The following is an 18,528-nucleotide window of genomic DNA, read 5'->3' on the forward strand; positions in this document are numbered from 1 at the left end:
GCCCCCAAGCCCCCAGAACCCCACACTGCTCAAGCTCAGCGCACGCGCCCCCGCTTGGCCTCCATCGCAGCCCGCCCCTCCGCCCCCCGCAACCGCCACTGGCGGCGCAGCTCCGCGCGGGCCCTGGCGTCCGTCTTGGCGACGATGCGCTGGTTCTCGCGGATCAGCTTGCGGTAGCTGTCGAGGCGGCGTTCAGGAAGCGTGCCGTCCTCGACGGCGGCCAGCACCGCGCAGCCGGGCTCCGCGTCGTGGGCGCAGTCGTGGAACCGGCACCGGGCCGACAGTTCCTCGATTTCGGAGAACACCTGCCCGACGCCGCTCTCGGCGTCCCACAGGCCGACTCCGCGCAGCCCCGGCGTGTCGATGAGGACGCCGCCGCCGGGCAGCAGGACGAGGTTGCGCGTCGTCGTGGTGTGGCGGCCCTTGCCGTCGACGTCACGGATCGCCTGTACCTCCATGACGTCGGCCCCGGCGAGCGCGTTGGCGAGCGTCGACTTGCCCGCGCCGGACTGGCCGAGGAGCACCGACGTACCGCCGGAGACGACCGCGGCGAGCACGTCGACGCCGTCCCCGGACGTGGAGCTGACCGGCAGCACCTGCACGCCGGGCGCGGCGGTCTCCACGTCCTCGACGAGATGGCCGAGCGTGACGGCGTCCGGCACGAGGTCGGCCTTGGTGAGGACGACCACGGGCTGGCCGCCGGACTCCCAGCCGAGCGCGAGGAACCGCTCGATCCGTGCGAGGTCGAGCTCCGCGGCGAGCGACACCGCGATGATCGAGTGGTCGACGTTGGCCGCGAGGATCTGGCCCTCGGACCGCTTGGAGGAGGTGGAGCGTACGAAGGAGGTGCGTCGCGGCAGATACACCTGTACGTAGCGGGGGTCGGTGCCGTCCGCGTCCACGGCGACCCAGTCGCCGGTGCACACGACCTTCAGCGGGTCGCGCGGGGTGACGAACTCGGTGTCGGCGCGCACGGTCCCGTCGGCGGTGATGACGTCGCACTGCCCGCGGTCCACCCGGACGACGCGTCCGGGCACCAGACCTTGCGCCGCGTACGGCGCGAACTCGGCCTCCCAGTCCGCGTCCCAGCCGTACGGGACGAGGGGGTGCGAGGAGGTACGAGAGGAGAACGGAGAAAGAGAAGAGGAAGACAAGGGGGACCCTTCACAGGGGTGGCCCCGGCATCCGCGCACGCTGTCGGCGCGGAGAGAGATCAGGTCAGCCGGTGACCACGGAGGTGGACTTGATGAACTTCCGAATGCGGGCAGTGCCCATCGCAACGACAGCCATCGGTCAACACCTCCAGATCTGCTCGGCCGAACCGGGCGGCCGGACGGCCGCCTGGGAACACCCAGAGCTTAGCGACACCCCCACCCGGACCACCACCGCTTTTCCCGTCGCCCCGATTCCCGCACCGGCGCACTGATTGACTCCCCCCATGTCAACGACTCTCGGCACGGCCCGGCCCGACCCCGCCGCGTACATGCTCCGCACCGCGGCCACCCCCACAGGCCGCGACTACAAGCGGGACCTGCTCGACCGCCTCGACATACGAACGGGGCAGACGGCCCTCGACGTGGGGTGCGGTCCCGGCACCGACCTGGCGGCGCTCGCGGAGCGCGTCGGCGAGCGGGGCGGCGTGATCGGCGTGGACCGTGGCCCGGCCATGCTCGCGGCGGCCCGGCACCGCACGAGCGGCCTGCCGACCGTGGAGCTCCGCGAGGGCGACGCCCACGCCCTCCCCGTCGAGCCCGGCACCGTGGATCGGGCCAAGATCGACCGCGTGCTCATGCACGCCGCGGAACCCGCCGACGTACTGACCCAACTCCACCTGGCCACCCGCCCGGGAGCCCGCGTCGGCCTCGTCGAACCGGACTGGGACACGCTGATCGTCGACGCGGAGGACCTCGAAACGAGCCGGGCGTTCACCCGCTACACGACATCGGAGGCGGTCCGTAACGCCACCATCGGCCGCAGCCTCACCCGGCACGCCGAGCGGGCGGGCTTCACCGTCGAGACGACGACCGCCACCGCCCCGGTCCTCCTGGACTTCGAGGAGGCGGACCACGTCCTGGGCCTTGGCCGCAACACCCAGCGCGCCATAGAGGCGGGCCACATCGACGGAACACGCGGCCGCCAATGGTTCACTTCCCTTTCAGAGGGCCCTTTCTTCGCAACGTTCACTCTGGTGAGCGTGATCTGCTCCCGGAAATAGCCCCGGGGCGACGCACTTTCGTCCGGCAATGAACTGTTGCCGCGGAAATGCCGTCACTACGCTGCCTCCCACGTTCCCGGACGGGGGCACAACTGGGGAACAATGGGGGACAGATGGCGATACCCGAGACACCCGTGGGGTCATTGGGTAAGCAGGACCGAGCCGCGACGCGGCGCTTGTGCGCAGGCGTCTACATGGACGCCCAATATCGCACCGCCGTCATCCAAGAGGTCTACAACGCGCGCAAACGCCGCGTCGCCCCCTCCTACGGCTACGATCTCGTTCCCGTCCTCGCGCATGCCTGGCGCGCCTGGTGGCTTTCGACCGTCACGGACGCCCTGATCCTCGCGATCTTCTGCACGGCCTACGTCGTTCAGCCCGTCGCCGCGTTCTTCGCCACGACGGTGCTCGTCGACCTCGCGCTCCTCGCCCCGATCGCCGCACGCCTGCCCGGCCGGTACGGTGCGCGCGGCGCCGCCGATGATGATGACGACGACCGGGCGCGTGTTCCTGAGTCTCTGTCACATGTCCATGAGAGGGGCCTGGTTGTCGCGGCACTGGCCACCGTCGTGGCCGGTGGCGTGCTGGTCGCGGACGACGGGGCGCGCGGGTTCACCGCCGCCGCCCTGATCGCCGCGGCCCCCTGCTTCGTGCTGGCGGCGGCGGGGATCCTGCGCCAGCTCGCCCTGAACCGGCTGCGGGCACAGCTGGCGGCGGAGCAGCCCATGCGGACGAGCCGACGGCTCTCCGTCATCGACGGCCAGCAGCGGCACCCGATGGTCGTGTACAGGGCGAACACGCCGTTCATCGGCAGCGGCAGGCACCTGGGGACCTGGTCCTTCGCCCAGCGCCTCGTCGAGGCCAAGGGGATCGGCGGCGAGAAGGACGTGGAGTTCGCGAAGAAGCCGTTCCCCACCTGGGACCTCGTGGAGGAACTGCGCCGCGCCATCACCGCGTTGGGTACGGAGGACGACCCCGAGACCAGGCTGCCGGGTCTCATGGTGAACGACTCCCTTTTCGTGGAGGGCCGTTACGCGCAGAGCTACGCGAGTGAGCTGAAGGCCTCGCCGGACGCAGCCCTGGTGCGGCGCATGCTCGACAGCCCCACGGAGACTGCCCGTCACTATCTGACCTGTCGGGTCGAGTCGTGGGGCGGCGACCTGGTGACGACCATATTCGTCCATGTGTCGCTGCAAGGGCGCACGCTCTACATCGAGTTCACCACCTGCGGCCTCGCGCCGACCCGGCTGGAGTACCACGCGGTCGACGTCGTGGGCAGGACCGGGCGCATGGCGGTGGTCCGCGCCGCCTTCACCGGCGTCCTGCACCTTCCGTCGGCCGTCCGGGCCCCCTTCCGGCTGCTGGGCGCCGCCGCCCTGCTGCTCGGGTCCGTCGGCGCGGCACCCGACGCGACGGCGTCGAGCCTCAAGCGCGGCAACAACATCGGCGCCGAACTCAGCGCACGGGAAATGGCCTCCATCGAGGCGGACGAAAGCTATTTCCAGACCTTCGATGTCGCCAAGCACGCCAAGGTCATCGAACGGCGCCTGCTGGCCACGGTCGGGGAATTCCTCAAGGAACACGGCGTCGACACCACCGAGTTCATGCAGCGGGCCACCGCCATCCTCAACAACGGGATCATCAACACGGGTTCCGGAAATATCGAGTTGGGCGACACAGCGATGGGTGAGAACACCAGCGTCTCCAAGTGACGGATGGAATGGGGGGGATTCCGGATGAGCAATTACGGGATCGAGAACAGCGGCCCGGGAAACGTCACCATCAAGGGTGCGACCGCCATGGGTGTGGGCACGAGCGTGACCCACCACGGCGTCGCGCCCGAGCCCGCCGAGGACCGAAGCGTGCGGGAACAGGCCTGGGACGCGGGCGTGGTCACCGTGCTCAGCGTGGAGACCCGCGCCGTGATCGACGCGCTCTCGAAGTGGGGCACCCACGCCGTGACACGCACCCAACAGGGCGTCATCTTTCACGAGTTCACCGGCGAAGCCCATCAGGCCCATCAAACCCACGGAGCCCGCCCAGGCGACACGCGGCCCGTGCGCGTGACCGTCACCCAGTCGCTGCTCCCCGGGCAGCACTCCGCAGGCAGCGCGGTCGAGCAGCTGCGCAGGGAGTACGCCCCACGCCTGATCGTCCTGGTGGGCATCGCAGGCTCCATCCATCCGGACGCCTGCCTCGGCGATGTCGTCGTCGCGCAGGAGGTCATCCACTACGAGCCGCGCAGGGTGACATCGGACGGCGTCCTGCGCCGTGGCCGCGCCCACACCGTGACGGCGGGCGTCCAGCACGCCGTCAACAGCTTCTTCACGGCTCACGGCGAACCCTGGGCGCTGCCCGAGTCCCCCGGCCACCGGGCGCTGCGCGGGCCGATCGGGTCCGGCGAGGCCGTGCTCGCGGACGTGGGGGCCGATGAGCGTCGCTATCTGCGTGAGTACAACGACAAGATCCTCGCCGTGGAGACGGAGGGCGCCGGGCTCGCGACGGCCGTGCACGCGGCCCTGGGCGGGGCGGACGCCGCGCAGGCCTGGCTCGTGGTCCGTGGGATCTCCGACGCGGCGGACTCGCACAAGGACGACAGCCACCACGAGATCGCCAGCAGGAACGCGGCGTTCGTGTTCGGTTCGCTGCTGCCCCATCTCACGTGAGGGAGCCGCGGCGAGCGTGAGGGAGAGGGATGGCGGAACCGGAAGAAGTGACGCGGGGGCGTGTGCTCCTCGTCGAGTACGAGCAGCTGAAGGCCGAGCAGAAGAGCCGCATCACCCTCCGGGACAACCTCATCTACGCCATGCTCGCCGCCACCGCCGCGGTGATCGCCGCGACGATCCCGTCCGCCAGCAGGACGGCACTGCTCCTGCTCCTGCCTCCCCTCTCCGTGCTGCTCGGCTGGACCTACCTGGTGAACGACGAGAAGATCTCCGCCATCGGGCAGTACATCCGGACCGACCTGACCCGCCATCTGACCGACGCGGTCGGAGGTGACGGCGTGCTCGGCTGGGAGGCGGCCCACCGTCGGGACCAGCGGCGCGGGAGCCGCAAGAAGTTGCAGCTCGCCGTGGACCTGCTGGCCTTCTGCGTCAGCCCCGCGGCCGCACTGACCGTCTTCTGGATCCACGGGCACCTCACCGGGCTGCTGGTCACGGTCTCCCTCGTCGAGAGCGCGGCCCTGGTGGGGCTGGGGATCCAGATCGCTCTCTACGCCGACCTCGGCCGGAGCTGAGCAGCGGCACCCCGCCCCGCCTCCGCCCCCGGGCCCGCCCCCGGCCACCGCGCCACAAACACGAACTCCCGCCCCGGCCGGTCCGGAGCGTCGCGGACCTCGTCCAGCACGTATCCCTGCGCGGTCAGTTCCGCCTCGATCTCCGCGCGTTCGCGGAAGCGCAGTGTGGAGTCCGATGTCAGTACCTCTCCTGCGCCGTTCCCTTCGTCGTCCCCGGCGAAGGCGTAGGTCCAGCGGTACGACACCAAGGGGCCTTCGACCGCGGTCGTCTCGACCCAGGTCTCGACCGTGCCGGTGCCCGGGGTGATCCTTCGCACGGCGTGCGACGCCTCGCGGTTCCAGTTCTGCCAGGCGCGCCGGGCGGGGACGCGGGTCTCGAACACCAGGTGTCCGCCCGGCCGCAGCGCGTCGCGGGCGGCCCGCAGGGTCTCCCGCCAGGCGTCGGGGGCGGTGATCTGCTGGGCGACGTTCGCCGTCATGGTGACCAGGTCGACCTGGAGGGGCGGGAGCGCCGTCGCGTCGCCGTGGATCCAGCGCACCCGGTCGGCGCCCGGCTTGGCGCGGGCCACGTCGAGGGAGGCGGCGGCCGGGTCGACGCCGACGACGTCGATGCCTCGCCCGGCCAGTCGCAGCGCCAGGACCCCGGTGCCGCAGCCGATGTCGAGGACGTGACGCGCGCCGAACTCCGTCGCCATGTCGACGTACGCGTCGAGGTCGGAGCGGTCGGGGTCGAGGGCGTCGTAGAGCGCGGCCAGGCGCGGGTTCGCGTACTCGGCATCGGTCGTGTCCGTCGTGTCCGTGCCGCGGGGGGAAGCGGGCTGCCGTGCCGCATGCCACTCGGGTGCGAGCGCCGACCAGAGTTCGGTGTCCTGCCGTACGCCCCGGTAGGGGTCGTCCTCGCGCTTGAGTCCTTCGCGGCTCATGCCGAGCCGCTTGGCGACGTTGACGCTGGGGGTGTTCTCGGGGGCCACCAGCCACTCCACCCGGTGCATGCCGCGCACGTCGACCGCCCAGTCGACGACGACGCGCACCGCGCGGGTGACCAGGCCGCGTCCGGCGGCGTCCGGTTCCAGCCAGCAGCCGACCTCGCAGGTGTCCGTCGCCGTGTCGAAGGCCCGGAGGAGGACGCCGCCGACGAGTCGCCCTTCGAGCCGGATGCCGTACAGGCGGCCGGTGTCGGCGGCGGCCTTGTCGGCGTACACCTGGAGCCAGGCGCGTGCGGAGGCCAGGTCGGCCGTGATCCCGGGGAGTCCGACGTAGCGGCCGATGTAGTCGCGGCCGCGGTCCATGTGCGCGAGGAACTCCTCGGCCTGCCAGGGTTCGAGCGGCCGCAGTTCGGCTCCGTCGCCCAGGGGTATCGCGAACATCATCGTCCTCCACAGTGGCCGCGCGGTCGCTCCGGATCTTCGCACGGCGGTGCGTGTACTCGGCCGGAATTGTCTCCTCCGGCAGGCCTCAACGGCGGCTGTCGGGCGGCTGAATGGCGGTGCAGTCGCCTTATCGCGCCCGCGGAGTCATCGCGGAGTCATAGACGCAGGGAGGTTGAGCGGAGGGACTTGTTCCGGACAGATCCCGTGCGTCGGCGATCTGGCCGGTCTTGTCGTGGACGAATTAGTTGCCTCAGCCATCCAATGGGGACGGATCAGGGACGAACTGCGCTTGCGAGGTACTTCCATGACGGAGACAACGAACCCCACCGAATCCATCGCCTTCCCCCAGGACCGCACCTGCCCGTACCACCCGCCGACCGCGTACACCCCCCTGCGCGAGGACCCGCCCTTCTCCCGCGTCAGCCTCTACGACGGCCGCTCCGTGTGGATGGTCACCGGGCGGGCGGCGGCCCGTGAGCTGCTCATCGACCCGCGGCTCTCCGCCGACCGCGAGAACGAGGCCTTCCCCGTCGCGACCGAACGCTTCGCCCGGCTCCGCGACCGCCGCATCGCCCTGCTCGGCGTCGACGACCCGGAGCACAACGTACAGCGCCGCATGCTGATCCCCAGCTTCTCCGTCAAGCGCATCGCCGCCCTGCGCCCGCAGATCCAGGCGACGGTCGACCTGCTCCTGGACGCCATGGTCGAACAGGGCCCGTCCGCCGAGCTGGTGAGCGCCTTCGCGCTGCCCGTGCCCTCGATGGTGATCTGCGCCCTGCTGGGGGTGCCCTACGGCGACCACGAGTTCTTCGAGGAGCAGTCGAGACGGCTGCTGCGCGGCCCCACCGCCGAGGACACCCAGGCGGCCCGGGACCAAATGGACATCTATTTCTACGAGTTGATCGACAAGAAGCGCAAGGAACCCGGCGACGGACTGCTCGACGAACTGATCCAGGGGCAGCTCGCGTCGGGCACCGTCGATCCGGAGGAACTGGTCAGGCTGGCCACCATCCTGCTGATCGCCGGGCACGAGACCACCGCGAACATGATCTCGCTCGGCACGTTCGCGCTGCTCCAGCACCCCGACCGGCTGGCCGAACTGAAGGCCGGGCTGCGCGCCGATCCGCCGCTGATGCCGGGCGTGGTAGAGGAGCTGCTGCGCTTCCTGTCCATCGCGGACGGGCTGCTGCGGGTGGCCAAGGAGGAGATCGAGACCCCGGCCGGCACCATCCGCGTCAACGACGGCGTCGTCTTCGCGACGTCCCTCATCAACCGCGACGGCACGGTCTTCGAGGGCCCCGAGGACCTGGACTGGCACCGCCCGGACCGGCACCACCTGGCCTTCGGCTTCGGCATCCACCAGTGCCTGGGCCAGAACCTCGCCCGCGCCGAGCTGGAGATCGCGCTGGGGACCCTCTTCGAACGCCTGCCTGGGCTGCGGCTCGCGGCACCCCCGGAGGACATCCCGTTCAAGGCGGGCGACACGATCCAGGGGATGATCGAACTCCCCGTCACCTGGTAGGGGAAAGCCATGGAGGTGACGACGATTCACATCGAGAAGGACCGGTGCGTGGGCGCGGGCATGTGTGCGCTCACCGCGCCGGGCATCTTCACCCAGGACGACGACGGCCTCAGCGAGGTGCTGCCGGGGCGTCAGGACGGCGGTGGCGATCCGCTGGTGCGGGAGGCCGCGCGGGCGTGCCCGGTGCAGGCCATCAGTGTGGAAGGGAACGGCTGAGGCTCCGTCACATGTGCTTGTGGGGCCGGAACTTCACTCCTGCAGCGTCACCGTGAAGCTCCTGCCGTACGCGTGATGGGTGTCGACCTCGATGCGGGTGCCGCCGGGGGCCCTGCTCACCCGGATCTCCGGGTCCCCGGCGGCCATCCGCAGCGGGCGGCCACGGAGCAGGACCGTCACGGTGTCCCGGTCCATCGTCGGGTCGGACACCGCGACGCGCACGGCTCCGTCGCCACCGCGCTGGACGATCACCGACGCGGGGCCGTGCACACGCAGGCCCGCGGTCTCGTGCCGCCCCTGCGTGAAGGCGTTGGCGGCCGTCAGGCGGAGCCCGGTGTGCGTGACGGCTTGCAGGTGCCCGGAGTTGGCGAGGACCTTGAGCGGCCCATGGCGGTGGGCGCGCAGCAGGGCCTCTCCCGCGTTCGGCACCAGCGCGTAGGCGAGGCGGGCCGGTCGCGCACCGGCCGCCCCGTCGACGGTGACGCCGAGGACCGAACGGGTCACGGCCGTATCGGAGTTGGCGGCGCGCACGACCCGGCGGCTGCGGGTGACCTCGTCCAGGGCGACCCGCACCTTCGGCGTGTCGAGGAAGACGTACCCGACGGCGGTGCCCTCCGTGGTGTTGGCGTAGCGCAGCCAGCGCAGGTCGGCGGTGCCGGGCCCGGTCCAGGGGCGGCCGTCGCGGAGCGCCCCGGTGAGGGAGATCCGGTCACCGGCGGCCGCGGTGCGGGCGTCGACGGTCGTGGTGACGGCCCGCCCCGCGCCGTCACCGACGTCGGCGGCGAGCACCACGATCTCGTCGTCCAGCAGGAACCACGACTTCGTCGCCGTCGCGGCCCGGTACACCACGAAGTCGTCGGGCAGCAGCGCCCGGTCGCGGTACGCCACGTCGCTGGACTGCACCATCCCCGCCGCGCCGTACGCCCCGAGGACGGCGCCACCTGAATGGGGATTGGTGCCGCGCGGGAAGTAGACGTACTTGTTCTGCGACTCGGAGGACGACGTGAAGTGGAGGGGGTGGCCGGGGTTGTCGTAGTACTGCTTGCCGTACAACTCCGGTACGGTACGTCGCTGTTCGACGGGCGCGGTGACACCGGCGAGGCCGTACGGCGAGACCGTCGTGTAGTAGTCGACGCCGTACGCCCGGCTCTGGTCCTGTCCCGACAGATAGAGGTAGTACGCGCCGTCGCCCTGGAACCACGGCATGAGGTTCTCGCCGCTCATGTACTCGTACTTGCTGATCCGGTCGGAGCTCCGCGCGAGCGCGAAGGCGTAGCCCGGTCTGCGGTGCACCGTCCTGTCCATGGCGTTGAACGCGACGCTCCGCGCGGCGGGGTTGAGGTCGGCGGGCGGCACGGTGGTGTCGTCGAGGATGTCGGCGTACCGCACGACGCTGACCGGTGAGACGAAGCGGGCCGGATCGAGGGGGGCGCGCGAGGTGGCCCTGACGTGTTTGACGTAGCTCTTCAGCGCGGTCGCCGTGGCACCGGCGGCGAGCGAGGAGAGGTCGACGACGGCCTCGACGACCACCGCCACGTCGGTGTATCCGGAGTCGGGGCGCGACACCGCGCGGCCCTTCACGATCTCCATCATCCAGCCCTCGAACACCAGCGGGGCGAAACCGTTCCGCACCCACCCGTACACGGTCGGCACGAGCTCCTCGCCGTGCGCGAAGCCGGTGCCGTCGAGGATCTTGAGGGTCTGTACGACGCGGGTGAGCAGGCCCTTGCCGTACGAGCCGGTGTACGCGACGGACGAGTGCTGGATGAAGGAGCCGTCCGCGTAGTGGCCGTCCGTCACCTGGTGGTCGAGGTGGTACGGGTCGATGGTGGCGAAGACCGTCAGCTGATCGGTGAGGGCCTTGCGGATGCGGGCCTCGCCCGGCTCGCCCAGGAGGGCGCCCTGGAGGATCCGGTTGGTGGTGATGTCGGCGAGGTTGGCGCCGGTGTGGAAGCGCGAGTCGAGGTCCACGTCGCCGTCGACGCCGTTGCGCAGATAGGCGTCCATGGAGGCGACGTAGGTGGGCAGCAGGTCGGGGCGGTCGGCGGACACGGCGTCGGCCAGCAGGACGAGGGTCTTGCTGACGTGCTGCGATATGCCGATCTCCCAGTGGAACCAGTTGCCGTAGTAGCCCTTGGACTGGTCCCCGTAGTAGCGCTCGTGCAGCCAGGCCAGGCCGTCGAGCACCCGGCGCTGCACGGCCGTGCTGCCGTACAGGTCCGGAGGGAGGGCCGGGGTACGGGTGGCGAGGGCGATCTCGTACAGCCTGCGGAAGGCGGTGTTCAGGTTGGCCTCGTCGGTGCCGAGCACCAGACCGGCGAAGAGCTCGCCCTCACCCGCGTCGTCCATCGCCTTCAGACCGGCCCGCGCGGTCCGCTCGACGGCCGCGAGCTTCGCGGCGGTCTCCGGGCGTACGTTCGAGTCGGCGGTCCCGGCGAAGACGGCCACGGTGTTGGCGACGAGCCGGGCGCGGCCCTCCTCCCCCGCGGCGGCGTCCGCCGGGCCGACGGGGACCACCGCCAGCAGTCCGGCGGCCGACAGGGCGGACAACAGGCGTCTGCGGGTGAGCTCCATGGCGGCCTCCAACGGCGAGGGGCGGTCCGGGAGTGCGGGGCGGATTGCGGGACGTCCGGGGAGCGTTCGGGGGGCGTGCGGCGTGCGGAGTCAAGCAGACGCCCCGACCGGCGACAAGGGTCCCCGGCCCCGGCGCGTCCCGCCCGGTTGATAGCGTCCGTTCCGATCATGGTGCCGGGTACGGGGGAAGGGGAGCGCCATGCCCGAGACGGGCGCGCCGCGTGTGCGCAGGCGCACCTGGCTGGTGGCCGCTCTGGTGGTGACCTTGCTGGCCGCGTCGTCGGTGACCTGGTTCGCGGTGTCGCGGGCCGAGGAGCGCGAGGACCGACTCGACGCCAACCGTGAGCTGGTCACGCGCGGCTGTGCGGGCCTGCTCCGGGAGGAGTTGTACTCCTCCGCCCCGGATGACGAGCGGGGCGTACTGGACGCGTACGGAACGTTGCTGGAGTCCGGGCAGGAGAGCCGCGCGCTGCTCGACTGCACCCTGGCCTACGTCGGCGACGGCGGCGCATCGGCAGCGGAGGTGCAGGCCCGGGTGCGGGCCGAGGCGGTGCCCGACCGCACATCCCCCGGCGGTGTGACGGGCGACTTCGGCCTGCCTCTGCCGCCGAGCGCGACGGGCAGCACGGGCGCCACGGACCGGTGGGGCACCGGCGCGGCGGCGTCGGCCTCCCTGCTCGTCGACTGCCCGAAGGGGCTGGACGGGCGGGGCCGTTCGGTGCGGGACCTGCTCGTGTCGGTGGAGCTGCCGTCCGATGCGGACGACGCGGATGAGTACGACGTCCCGAAGGCCGAGCGGATCGCCGCCGCCCGGACGGCCGCGAAGGTCGCCAACTGGGTTGCGCGCAAGCAGGGTTGCGGGAGCGAGCCGCTGCGCACCGAGCCCGGCGGTGCCGCGGCGAAGGCGCCGGAGCTCTGCGCGTGGCTCTCCCCCAAGGGGCTGGGGTCGACACCGGGCAAGTGGTCCTACGGCGGGAACGACTCGGTGTACAACCGGCGCACCGGCGCCTGCGGCGGGCAGTGGGAGGACACGGCGGGCTCCCCCGGCCACCTCACGGTCAAAGCGGCGGGCGCGCAGAGCTGGTCGGGCGTCCTGGCGGGCGGCGCGTACGGCGAGTACGCCGACAAGTCGCTGGTGCCCGACCCCAGGAATCCCGGCCCCGGGACGGCCTCGCACGACAAGCCCGTGACGGTCGAGCAGTCGGGCGACGACCCGCAGCTCGCCCTGTGGGCCCGGTCCGAGTGCATGGCGGGTCCGACCTATCACCGCGTGTCGGTGACCCCCGAATTCGACTTCGACTACGGCCTGGAGGAAGGCAAGGTCGTGGTCGAACCCAAGGACCAGCGGCGCCTTTCGCGGAAGGTGCACACCGTGCTGGACCGCTATCTGGCGGCGCCCGACGGGTGGCCCCGGCGTTCGCAGTGCCACCACACGAAGATCATGGGAGAGGTGGCGGAGTGGCGCGGGCGCGACTGAGCCGGCAGACGACGACCGGGCGCGTCGTCCTGTCGTCCTGCGGGGCGCTCGTCGCCCTGGCCCTGATCGCGGGCGGCTACTACTGGTGGGGCGGCCCGCGCGAGCACCGCATGGCCCAGCAGGTGCTCGACGAGGCGTGCGAAGGCGTGCTGCCCTCGCGCGAGCTGCGGGACGTGCTCGGGGACGGGCCGTTCGAGAAGAAGCCCGGCCGGGTGGACGTGCTCCTGGCGGAAGAGGACCTGGACGGCGACCGGGCCAAGGAGCGCACGGTCACCTGCGGCGTCACCGGCGACGGCGCGCCCGTGGCGGGCGGCAACTCGAACAGGGCCGAGGTCCAGGTCACCGTGCAGAGCGTGCCGCAGCGGCGCGGTGACGAGACCGGGGTGGACCCCGCGTCCGTACGCGCCTTCGAGAGGGGACCGACGTACCCGAAACCGGCGGCCGAACTGCCGCCCGTCGGGCTCGGCAACGGCTGGCGGGGCCTGTTCACGACCGCCGAGTCCGACGGCACGAGCCCGGCCCACAGCAGCAGCGCCACCGTGACGACGCTCCTGGACTGCGCCGGGGACCGCGGCGGGCTCCTCGTCACCGTCGACGCGAAGGACGACGACGTCACGCTGGACGACCCGCGCCGCCGGGCCGCTTTCGCGCGGATCGCCACGGGCACGGCCGCGAAGGCTTCCGGCAAGTGGGGGTGCGACGCCGAGCTGGGCAAGCCGCCCCGCACGGTGGCGCTCCCGGTGAACAGCGACGAGAGCGTGCCGGTCGCCGACGCGTCCGGGACCTGCCGGGGCATCCCCGACCGGGGCGCGCGGCTCTCCCGGGCCTGGGAGTCCGCGCGCGCCGACAGCCCCGTCGAGGTGTGCGTCGTGGCGGGCGACCGGCCCGAACCGCCGGGCACCCTGCGGTCGGACGACACGCCCCGCTACCACCTCACCGCGTCCTACGGCCCGTACGCGGAGACCGATCGCCTCGCCTACGAGAAGCGCCACGGCGCGTACACGGAGCAGCCGGGCCCCGGCGAGGCCGAGGCGGGACGGCTGGTGGACGGCGGCCACTGGGCGAGCGCGGCCTGCCGGGACGGGAGCGGCCCCGCGCTGTTCACGGTGCGGGACGAAGGTGCGTGGCAGGCGGACAGGAGCGGCTCGTACGACGAGCACCGCAAGAAGCCGTCCGCGGCCGACCTGGCGTACGAGCGCGCCGCGCTCAAGGAGTTCGCGGAGCGCTCGGCGCGGGCCCACGGCTGCGGGGCGCCGGAACTCCCCTGAGGCCCCGCGCGAGGCCGCCACGTGGGCTCACCCCTGTCGGGTCCCGCTCCGCCCCGCGATGTGCCGCGGCGGTTCGATGTCTGCGGGCAGCAGCGGATCCGGCACCGGCGCGCCCCACGTGGCCGTCAGCGGCAGGTTGCCCGCCCAGATGCCGAGGGCGGCGTCCGGGCCCGTGCCGTCGTCCGGCGGGCCCGCCGCGACCTTGACCGAGGCCTCCGCCAGGGAGAGGGCGAGCAGGGTGGTCGCGGCGAGCTCCTTGCGGCTGGGGCGGCGGGCGTAGTCCCACTGGCCGGGCGTCGCGTGCTCGGTGAGCAGCCGCAGTCCGCGCAGCTTCTCCTCGGGGTCGGTCACCTGGCGCGGGACGCCGTGGATCATCGCGCTGCGGTAGCTGACGCCGTGCTCGAACACCGAGCGGGCGAGGATCAGCCCGTCGATGTGCGTGACGGTGACGCAGACGGGCGCGTCGGGGTCGGCGGCGAGGCTGCGGCTGGCGACGGAGCCGTGCAGGTAGAGGTGGGTGTCGTCGCGGCCGTAGACGGTGGGCACGACCATCGGGCGGCCGTCGACGAGGACGCCGAGGTGGCAGACGAAGCCCGCGTCGAGGACGGCTTCCAGATCGGCGCGGTCCAGGCTGCCCTGCTCGCGCAGGCGGCGGTGGCGGGTGCGGTCGGTGACGGGCAGGGTCGCGGGGAGCGCGGCGCCGTTTCGCTGCTCTTGGTGATCGTTCACGTCGCGCCAAGCTACCGATACCGCGCACAGATGGCCATAGCTCTGCGGAATTCGTCGTACGGCGCGCGACACGGAACGATATGCGCAGTACACGCGTCACGTGTCCAAGCCCGCCCCGAAGAATCCAACGACTGCCACCACTGGAGGATGGCGGGCCCCCGCCCCCGCGAGGTCTCATGGAACCCATGGAGCTTCCCCACCACGAGGACGTGTCCCCCGGCACCGGCAGTCTCCCGCCCCGCGCGTGGTACGCGACGTCGGACGCCGCCACCCTCTCCCTCAACGGCCCATGGCGCTTCCGCCTCTCCCCCACCGCCGACACCGAGGACGACACCTTCGCCGCCGACGGATACGACGGCGGGGCCTGGCACGAGATCGCGGTGCCCGGCCACTGGGTGCTGCAGGGCCACGGCGCGCCCCAGTACACCAACACGCACTATCCGTTCCCGCTGGACCCGCCGCGCGTACCCACCGAGAACCCCACCGGCGACCACCTGCGCACCTTCGACCTGCCCGCCGACTGGCCGCGGGACGGCGCCGCCGTCCTCCGCTTCGACGGCGTCGAGTCCTGCGCCCGCGTCTGGCTGAACGGCACGGAGCTCGGCGACTTCAAGGGCTCGCGCCTCCCCCACGAGTTCGCCGTCGGCGAGCTGCTTCGCCCCGGGGGCAACGTCCTCGCGGTCCGCGTCCACCAGTGGTCCGCCGGTTCGTACCTGGAGGACCAGGACCAGTGGTGGCTGCCCGGCATCTTCCGTGACGTGACGCTGCTGCACCGGCCCGAGGGCTGCGCCCGCGACTTCTTCGTCCACGCCGCCTACGACCACCGCACGGGCACGGGCACGCTGCGGGTCGAATCGGACGTCCAAGGGCGCGTCACCGTCGCCGAGTTGGGCATCGACGTGGCGACCGGCGAGGAGGTCGCCGTGGCCGTGGAGCCGTGGACGGCCGAGACGCCCCGGCTGTACGACGCGACGCTGGCCACGCCCGGCGAGCGCGTCCCGCTGCGCGTCGGCTTCCGCACGGTCGCCGTCGAGGACGGCACCATCAAGGTCAACGGCCGCCCCCTGCTCTTCCGCGGGGTGAACCGCCACGAGTTCCACCCGGCGACGGGCCGTGCCCTCGACGTCGAAACGATGCGCGCGGACGTCCTGCTGATGAAGCGTCACAACATCAACGCCGTCCGCACCAGCCACTACCCGCCCCACCCCGCCTTCCTCGGCCTCTGCGACGAGCTCGGCCTGTGGGTCGTCGACGAGTGCGACCTGGAGACCCACGGCTTCGGGGCCGTCGGCTGGCGTGCCAACCCGGTCGACGACGACCGCTGGACGCCCGCCCTCCTGGACCGCGCGGCCCGCATGGTCGAGCGCGACAAGAACCACCCCTCGGTGGTCCTGTGGTCGCTCGGCAACGAGTGCGGGACGGGGCGCGGCTTGGCCGCGATGGCCGACTGGATCCGCGCGCGCGACGACAGCCGCCTGCTCCACTACGAGGGCGACCGGTCCTGCGCGGACACGGACGTGTACTCACGGATGTACGCGGACCACGCCGAGGTCGAGCGCATCGGCAGGGGTGAGGACGAGGGACCGGAGAAGCGGCGAAGGCTCCCGTTCCTCCTCTGCGAGTACGCGCACGCGATGGGCAACGGACCCGGCGGACTCAGCGAGTACCAGCAGCTGTTCGAGACGTACGACCGGCTGCAGGGCGGCTTCGTCTGGGAGTGGATCGACCACGGCATCGCGCACCCCGCGTACGAGTACGCGTACGGCGGCGACTTCGGCGAGGAGCTGCACGACGGGAACTTCGTCTGCGACGGCCTCGTCTTCCCCGACCGGACGCCGTCCCCCGGGCTCGTCGAGTACAAGAAGGTGATCGAGCCGGTCCGGATCGAGGGCGACGGTCCTTCCGGCACGGTCACGATCACCAACCTCCACGACTTCGCCGACCTCTCGCACCTCCTCTTCACCTGGTCGTACGAGAAGGACGGCACGACGGTCGCCGAGGGCGTCCTCGCGGTGCCGCAGGTCGGCCCCGGCGAGCGCACGGAGGTCCGGCTGCCGCCCCCGCCGCGCAGGGACCCGGACGCCGAGACCCAGTGGACGGTGCGGGCCTCGCTCGCCGAGGACACGGCGTGGGCGGCGAAGGGGCACGTCGTGGCGTGGGCCCAACTGCCCGTCGAGTACGGGATGATCCTGCCCGTGCCCGGTGGCGCGACGCCCGTGGCGGACGCGGACGGCAGGCGGATCACGCTCGGCCCCGCGTCCTTCGACGCCCGCACCGGCGCCCTCCTCGCCCTGCACGGCCGCGAGATCACCGGCCTGCGCCTGGACGTGTGGCGGGCCCCCACCGACAACGACAACGGCATGCCCTGGCGCCCCGAACCGTCCGTGGCCGCCCGCTGGCGCGCACTGGGCCTGCACCGGATGCAGCACCGCGTCGACGCCGTCGAGCCGACCGACGAGGGGCTGACCGTGCGCACCCGGGTGGCGCCCGCGGCGAGCGATCTGGCGCTGCGCACGGAGTACCACTGGGCGTCGAACGGCAGCAGGCTGCTGCTGCGGATGTCCGTGACACCGGAGGGCGACTGGACCGTGCCGCTGCCGCGCCTCGGCATCCGCTTCGGGCTGCCGGGCGCGGCGGGACGGGTGCGGTGGTTCGGCGGCGGGCCCGGCGAGGCCTATCCCGACACCGCGGCCGCCTCGCTGATCGGCGTCTGGGAGTCGGACGTCGACGCGCTGCAGACGCCGTACGTGCGCCCGCAGGAGAACGGGGCCCGCGCCGCCGTCCGCTGGGCCGAGGTCGGCGGGCTGCGCGTGGAGAGCGACGGGGCCCCCGCGTTCACCGCCCGCCGCTGGACCACCGAACAACTCGACGCCGCCCGCCACCGCACCGACCTCACCCCCGGCGACACGGTCTGGGTCAACCTCGACATCGACCGGCACGGCATCGGCACCCAGTCGTGCGGTCCCGGCGTCCTGCCGCAGTACGAACTCCGCGCCACCCCCCGGCCGTCGTCACTGAGCTGCATCTTCTCGGTGGTGGACGGCTGATCCTCCCGGCCCTCACCCCGTGGGGGCCAGCCGCTCCCGCAGGAACTGGACGACCCGCTCGCGCGCGGCGTACGCGGGGTGCCCCGGCACCTCGCGCACCTCCTCCGTGAGCACGGAGTGCGCCGACTTCGCGAACCCCGCCTCGTTGCCCGGCGACGAGTCGAGCTCGATGACCTCGAACGCGTCGCCGAAGTGGCGGCGCAGGGTGGCGAAGCGGTCGCGCGGGACCAGCTTGTCCTCGCTGAAGCGCAGCCCGAGCGCGCACAGGCCCTCGTTCTTGGTGCGGGCGACGATCGTGTCGAACTCATCTCGGGACATGCCGGGGTCGACCCGGCGCGCGGCGCTCACCGGGAGCGGCAACGAGGGCTGGCTGAGCACGGGCGCGAGGACGACGTCGTCCGTGGCGGCGGCCAGCGCGAAGCCGCCCGTGAAGCACATGCCGATGACGCCGACGCCCGGACCCGGTGTGCGGGCGGCCAGGTCGCGGGCGAGGGCACGGAGGTAGTCGGCGAAGGGCCGCCGGGCGTTGGTGGCGAAGGCCCGGAACTCGGAGGCGACGCAGACCCGGCCAGCAACGCCCATGGCGTACGGTACCGAGATCGGGCGGCCCGGCTCGCCGAACGGGGACGGGATCGCAACGGTGAAACCCTGCTTCACCAAGTACTCGCCCAGGCCCAGGACTCCGGGGTGCACGCCCGGGATCTCGGGAACCAGGACGACCCCTGGGCCTGTCCCTTTCTCATGGACATCATGGGTGAGACCGGCCCCGGTGAACGGGGCCCTGTTCCATCCTGTGAGATCCGCCGTCGGTTCCGAATCCCGCACGCTGCTCACTCCCTTTCGTCTCAAGTGTCATATGGGTAGGTGGAGTT

The 18,528-nt window shown here is 72.0% G+C and carries 14 protein-coding genes and 1 pseudogene; 9 read left to right on the forward strand and 6 right to left on the reverse strand.

Going from position 1 to position 18,528, the window contains the following annotated elements:
- Positions 1-35 precede the first annotated feature (35 nt).
- On the reverse strand, positions 36-1,154 hold the full coding sequence (gene rsgA / locus ABZV77_RS01990; RefSeq protein WP_356249259.1) for a ribosome small subunit-dependent GTPase A: 1,119 nt from the start codon (positions 1,152-1,154) through the stop codon (positions 36-38).
- Positions 1,155-1,438: 284 nt separating this feature from the next.
- On the opposite strand from rsgA, the gene ABZV77_RS01995 reads away from it, so the two are divergent.
- The 4 genes from ABZV77_RS01995 (at position 1,439) to ABZV77_RS02010 (ending at position 5,453) form a co-directional block, all read left to right on the forward strand.
- Positions 1,439-2,215: a methyltransferase domain-containing protein gene (locus ABZV77_RS01995; RefSeq protein WP_356249261.1), complete on the forward strand. Its 777-nt coding sequence runs from the start codon at positions 1,439-1,441 to the stop codon at positions 2,213-2,215.
- A gap of 194 nt (positions 2,216-2,409) precedes the next feature.
- Positions 2,410-3,927, forward strand: coding sequence for a hypothetical protein (locus tag ABZV77_RS02000; RefSeq protein ID WP_356249263.1), 1,518 nt, complete (start codon positions 2,410-2,412; stop codon positions 3,925-3,927).
- A 24-nt stretch (positions 3,928-3,951) separates the two neighbouring features.
- On the forward strand, positions 3,952-4,881 hold the full coding sequence (locus ABZV77_RS02005; protein ID WP_356249264.1) for a hypothetical protein: 930 nt from the start codon (positions 3,952-3,954) through the stop codon (positions 4,879-4,881).
- Positions 4,882-4,910: 29 nt separating this feature from the next.
- The gene (locus ABZV77_RS02010) at positions 4,911-5,453 is read left to right on the forward strand and encodes a hypothetical protein (protein WP_356249266.1); all 543 of its coding nucleotides are present in this window, start codon (positions 4,911-4,913) and stop codon (positions 5,451-5,453) included.
- Here ABZV77_RS02010 and ABZV77_RS02015 read toward each other — a convergent pair.
- On the reverse strand, positions 5,429-6,208 hold the full coding sequence (locus ABZV77_RS02015; protein WP_356250142.1) for a class I SAM-dependent methyltransferase: 780 nt from the start codon (positions 6,206-6,208) through the stop codon (positions 5,429-5,431). The two genes, ABZV77_RS02010 and ABZV77_RS02015, sit on opposite strands and share 25 nt — an antisense overlap.
- Positions 6,209-6,385: 177 nt before the next feature.
- Positions 6,386-6,823 (reverse strand): annotated as a pseudogene (locus ABZV77_RS02020) (GNAT family N-acetyltransferase); the annotation flags it as partial.
- Between the two features lie 304 nt (positions 6,824-7,127).
- On the opposite strand from ABZV77_RS02020, the gene ABZV77_RS02025 reads away from it, so the two are divergent.
- Positions 7,128-8,345 carry a cytochrome P450 gene (locus ABZV77_RS02025; RefSeq protein ID WP_356249268.1) on the forward strand — a complete coding sequence of 406 codons (1,218 nt, stop codon included), beginning with the start codon at positions 7,128-7,130 and terminating at the stop codon, positions 8,343-8,345.
- A 9-nt stretch (positions 8,346-8,354) separates the two neighbouring features.
- Positions 8,355-8,561, forward strand: a complete 207-nt coding sequence (locus ABZV77_RS02030; protein ID WP_356249270.1) for a ferredoxin — start codon at positions 8,355-8,357, stop codon at positions 8,559-8,561.
- Between the two features lie 33 nt (positions 8,562-8,594).
- Here the strand turns inward: ABZV77_RS02030 and ABZV77_RS02035 are convergent, their stop codons facing one another.
- Complete coding sequence (locus ABZV77_RS02035; protein ID WP_356249272.1) at positions 8,595-11,135, reverse strand: polysaccharide lyase family 8 super-sandwich domain-containing protein; 2,541 nt, start codon at positions 11,133-11,135, stop codon at positions 8,595-8,597.
- A gap of 199 nt (positions 11,136-11,334) precedes the next feature.
- Here ABZV77_RS02035 and ABZV77_RS02040 point away from each other — a divergent pair, with 199 nt between their 5' ends.
- A complete protein-coding gene (locus ABZV77_RS02040; RefSeq protein WP_356249273.1) occupies positions 11,335-12,612 on the forward strand; it encodes a hypothetical protein in 1,278 nt (425 codons plus the stop codon).
- Positions 12,594-13,880: a hypothetical protein gene (locus ABZV77_RS02045; RefSeq protein ID WP_356249275.1), complete on the forward strand. Its 1,287-nt coding sequence runs from the start codon at positions 12,594-12,596 to the stop codon at positions 13,878-13,880. The genes ABZV77_RS02040 and ABZV77_RS02045 overlap by 19 nt, the downstream gene beginning before the upstream one ends.
- Positions 13,881-13,907: 27 nt before the next feature.
- Here the strand turns inward: ABZV77_RS02045 and ABZV77_RS02050 are convergent, their stop codons facing one another.
- Entirely contained in the window at positions 13,908-14,609 is a 702-nt protein-coding gene (locus tag ABZV77_RS02050; RefSeq protein ID WP_356249277.1) for a pyridoxamine 5'-phosphate oxidase family protein, read from the reverse strand.
- A gap of 185 nt (positions 14,610-14,794) precedes the next feature.
- Here ABZV77_RS02050 and ABZV77_RS02055 point away from each other — a divergent pair, with 185 nt between their 5' ends.
- Positions 14,795-17,656, forward strand: a complete 2,862-nt coding sequence (locus tag ABZV77_RS02055; RefSeq protein ID WP_356249279.1) for a glycoside hydrolase family 2 TIM barrel-domain containing protein — start codon at positions 14,795-14,797, stop codon at positions 17,654-17,656.
- Positions 17,657-17,668: 12 nt separating this feature from the next.
- On the opposite strand, the gene ABZV77_RS02060 is transcribed toward ABZV77_RS02055, so the two are convergent.
- Positions 17,669-18,490 carry a dienelactone hydrolase family protein gene (locus tag ABZV77_RS02060; RefSeq protein WP_356250144.1) on the reverse strand — a complete coding sequence of 274 codons (822 nt, stop codon included), beginning with the start codon at positions 18,488-18,490 and terminating at the stop codon, positions 17,669-17,671.
- Positions 18,491-18,528: the final 38 nt, after the last annotated feature.

Origin of the sequence: Streptomyces sp. NPDC004732 (assembly GCF_040609235.1) — a bacterium.
GTDB lineage: Bacteria > Actinomycetota > Actinomycetes > Streptomycetales > Streptomycetaceae > Streptomyces.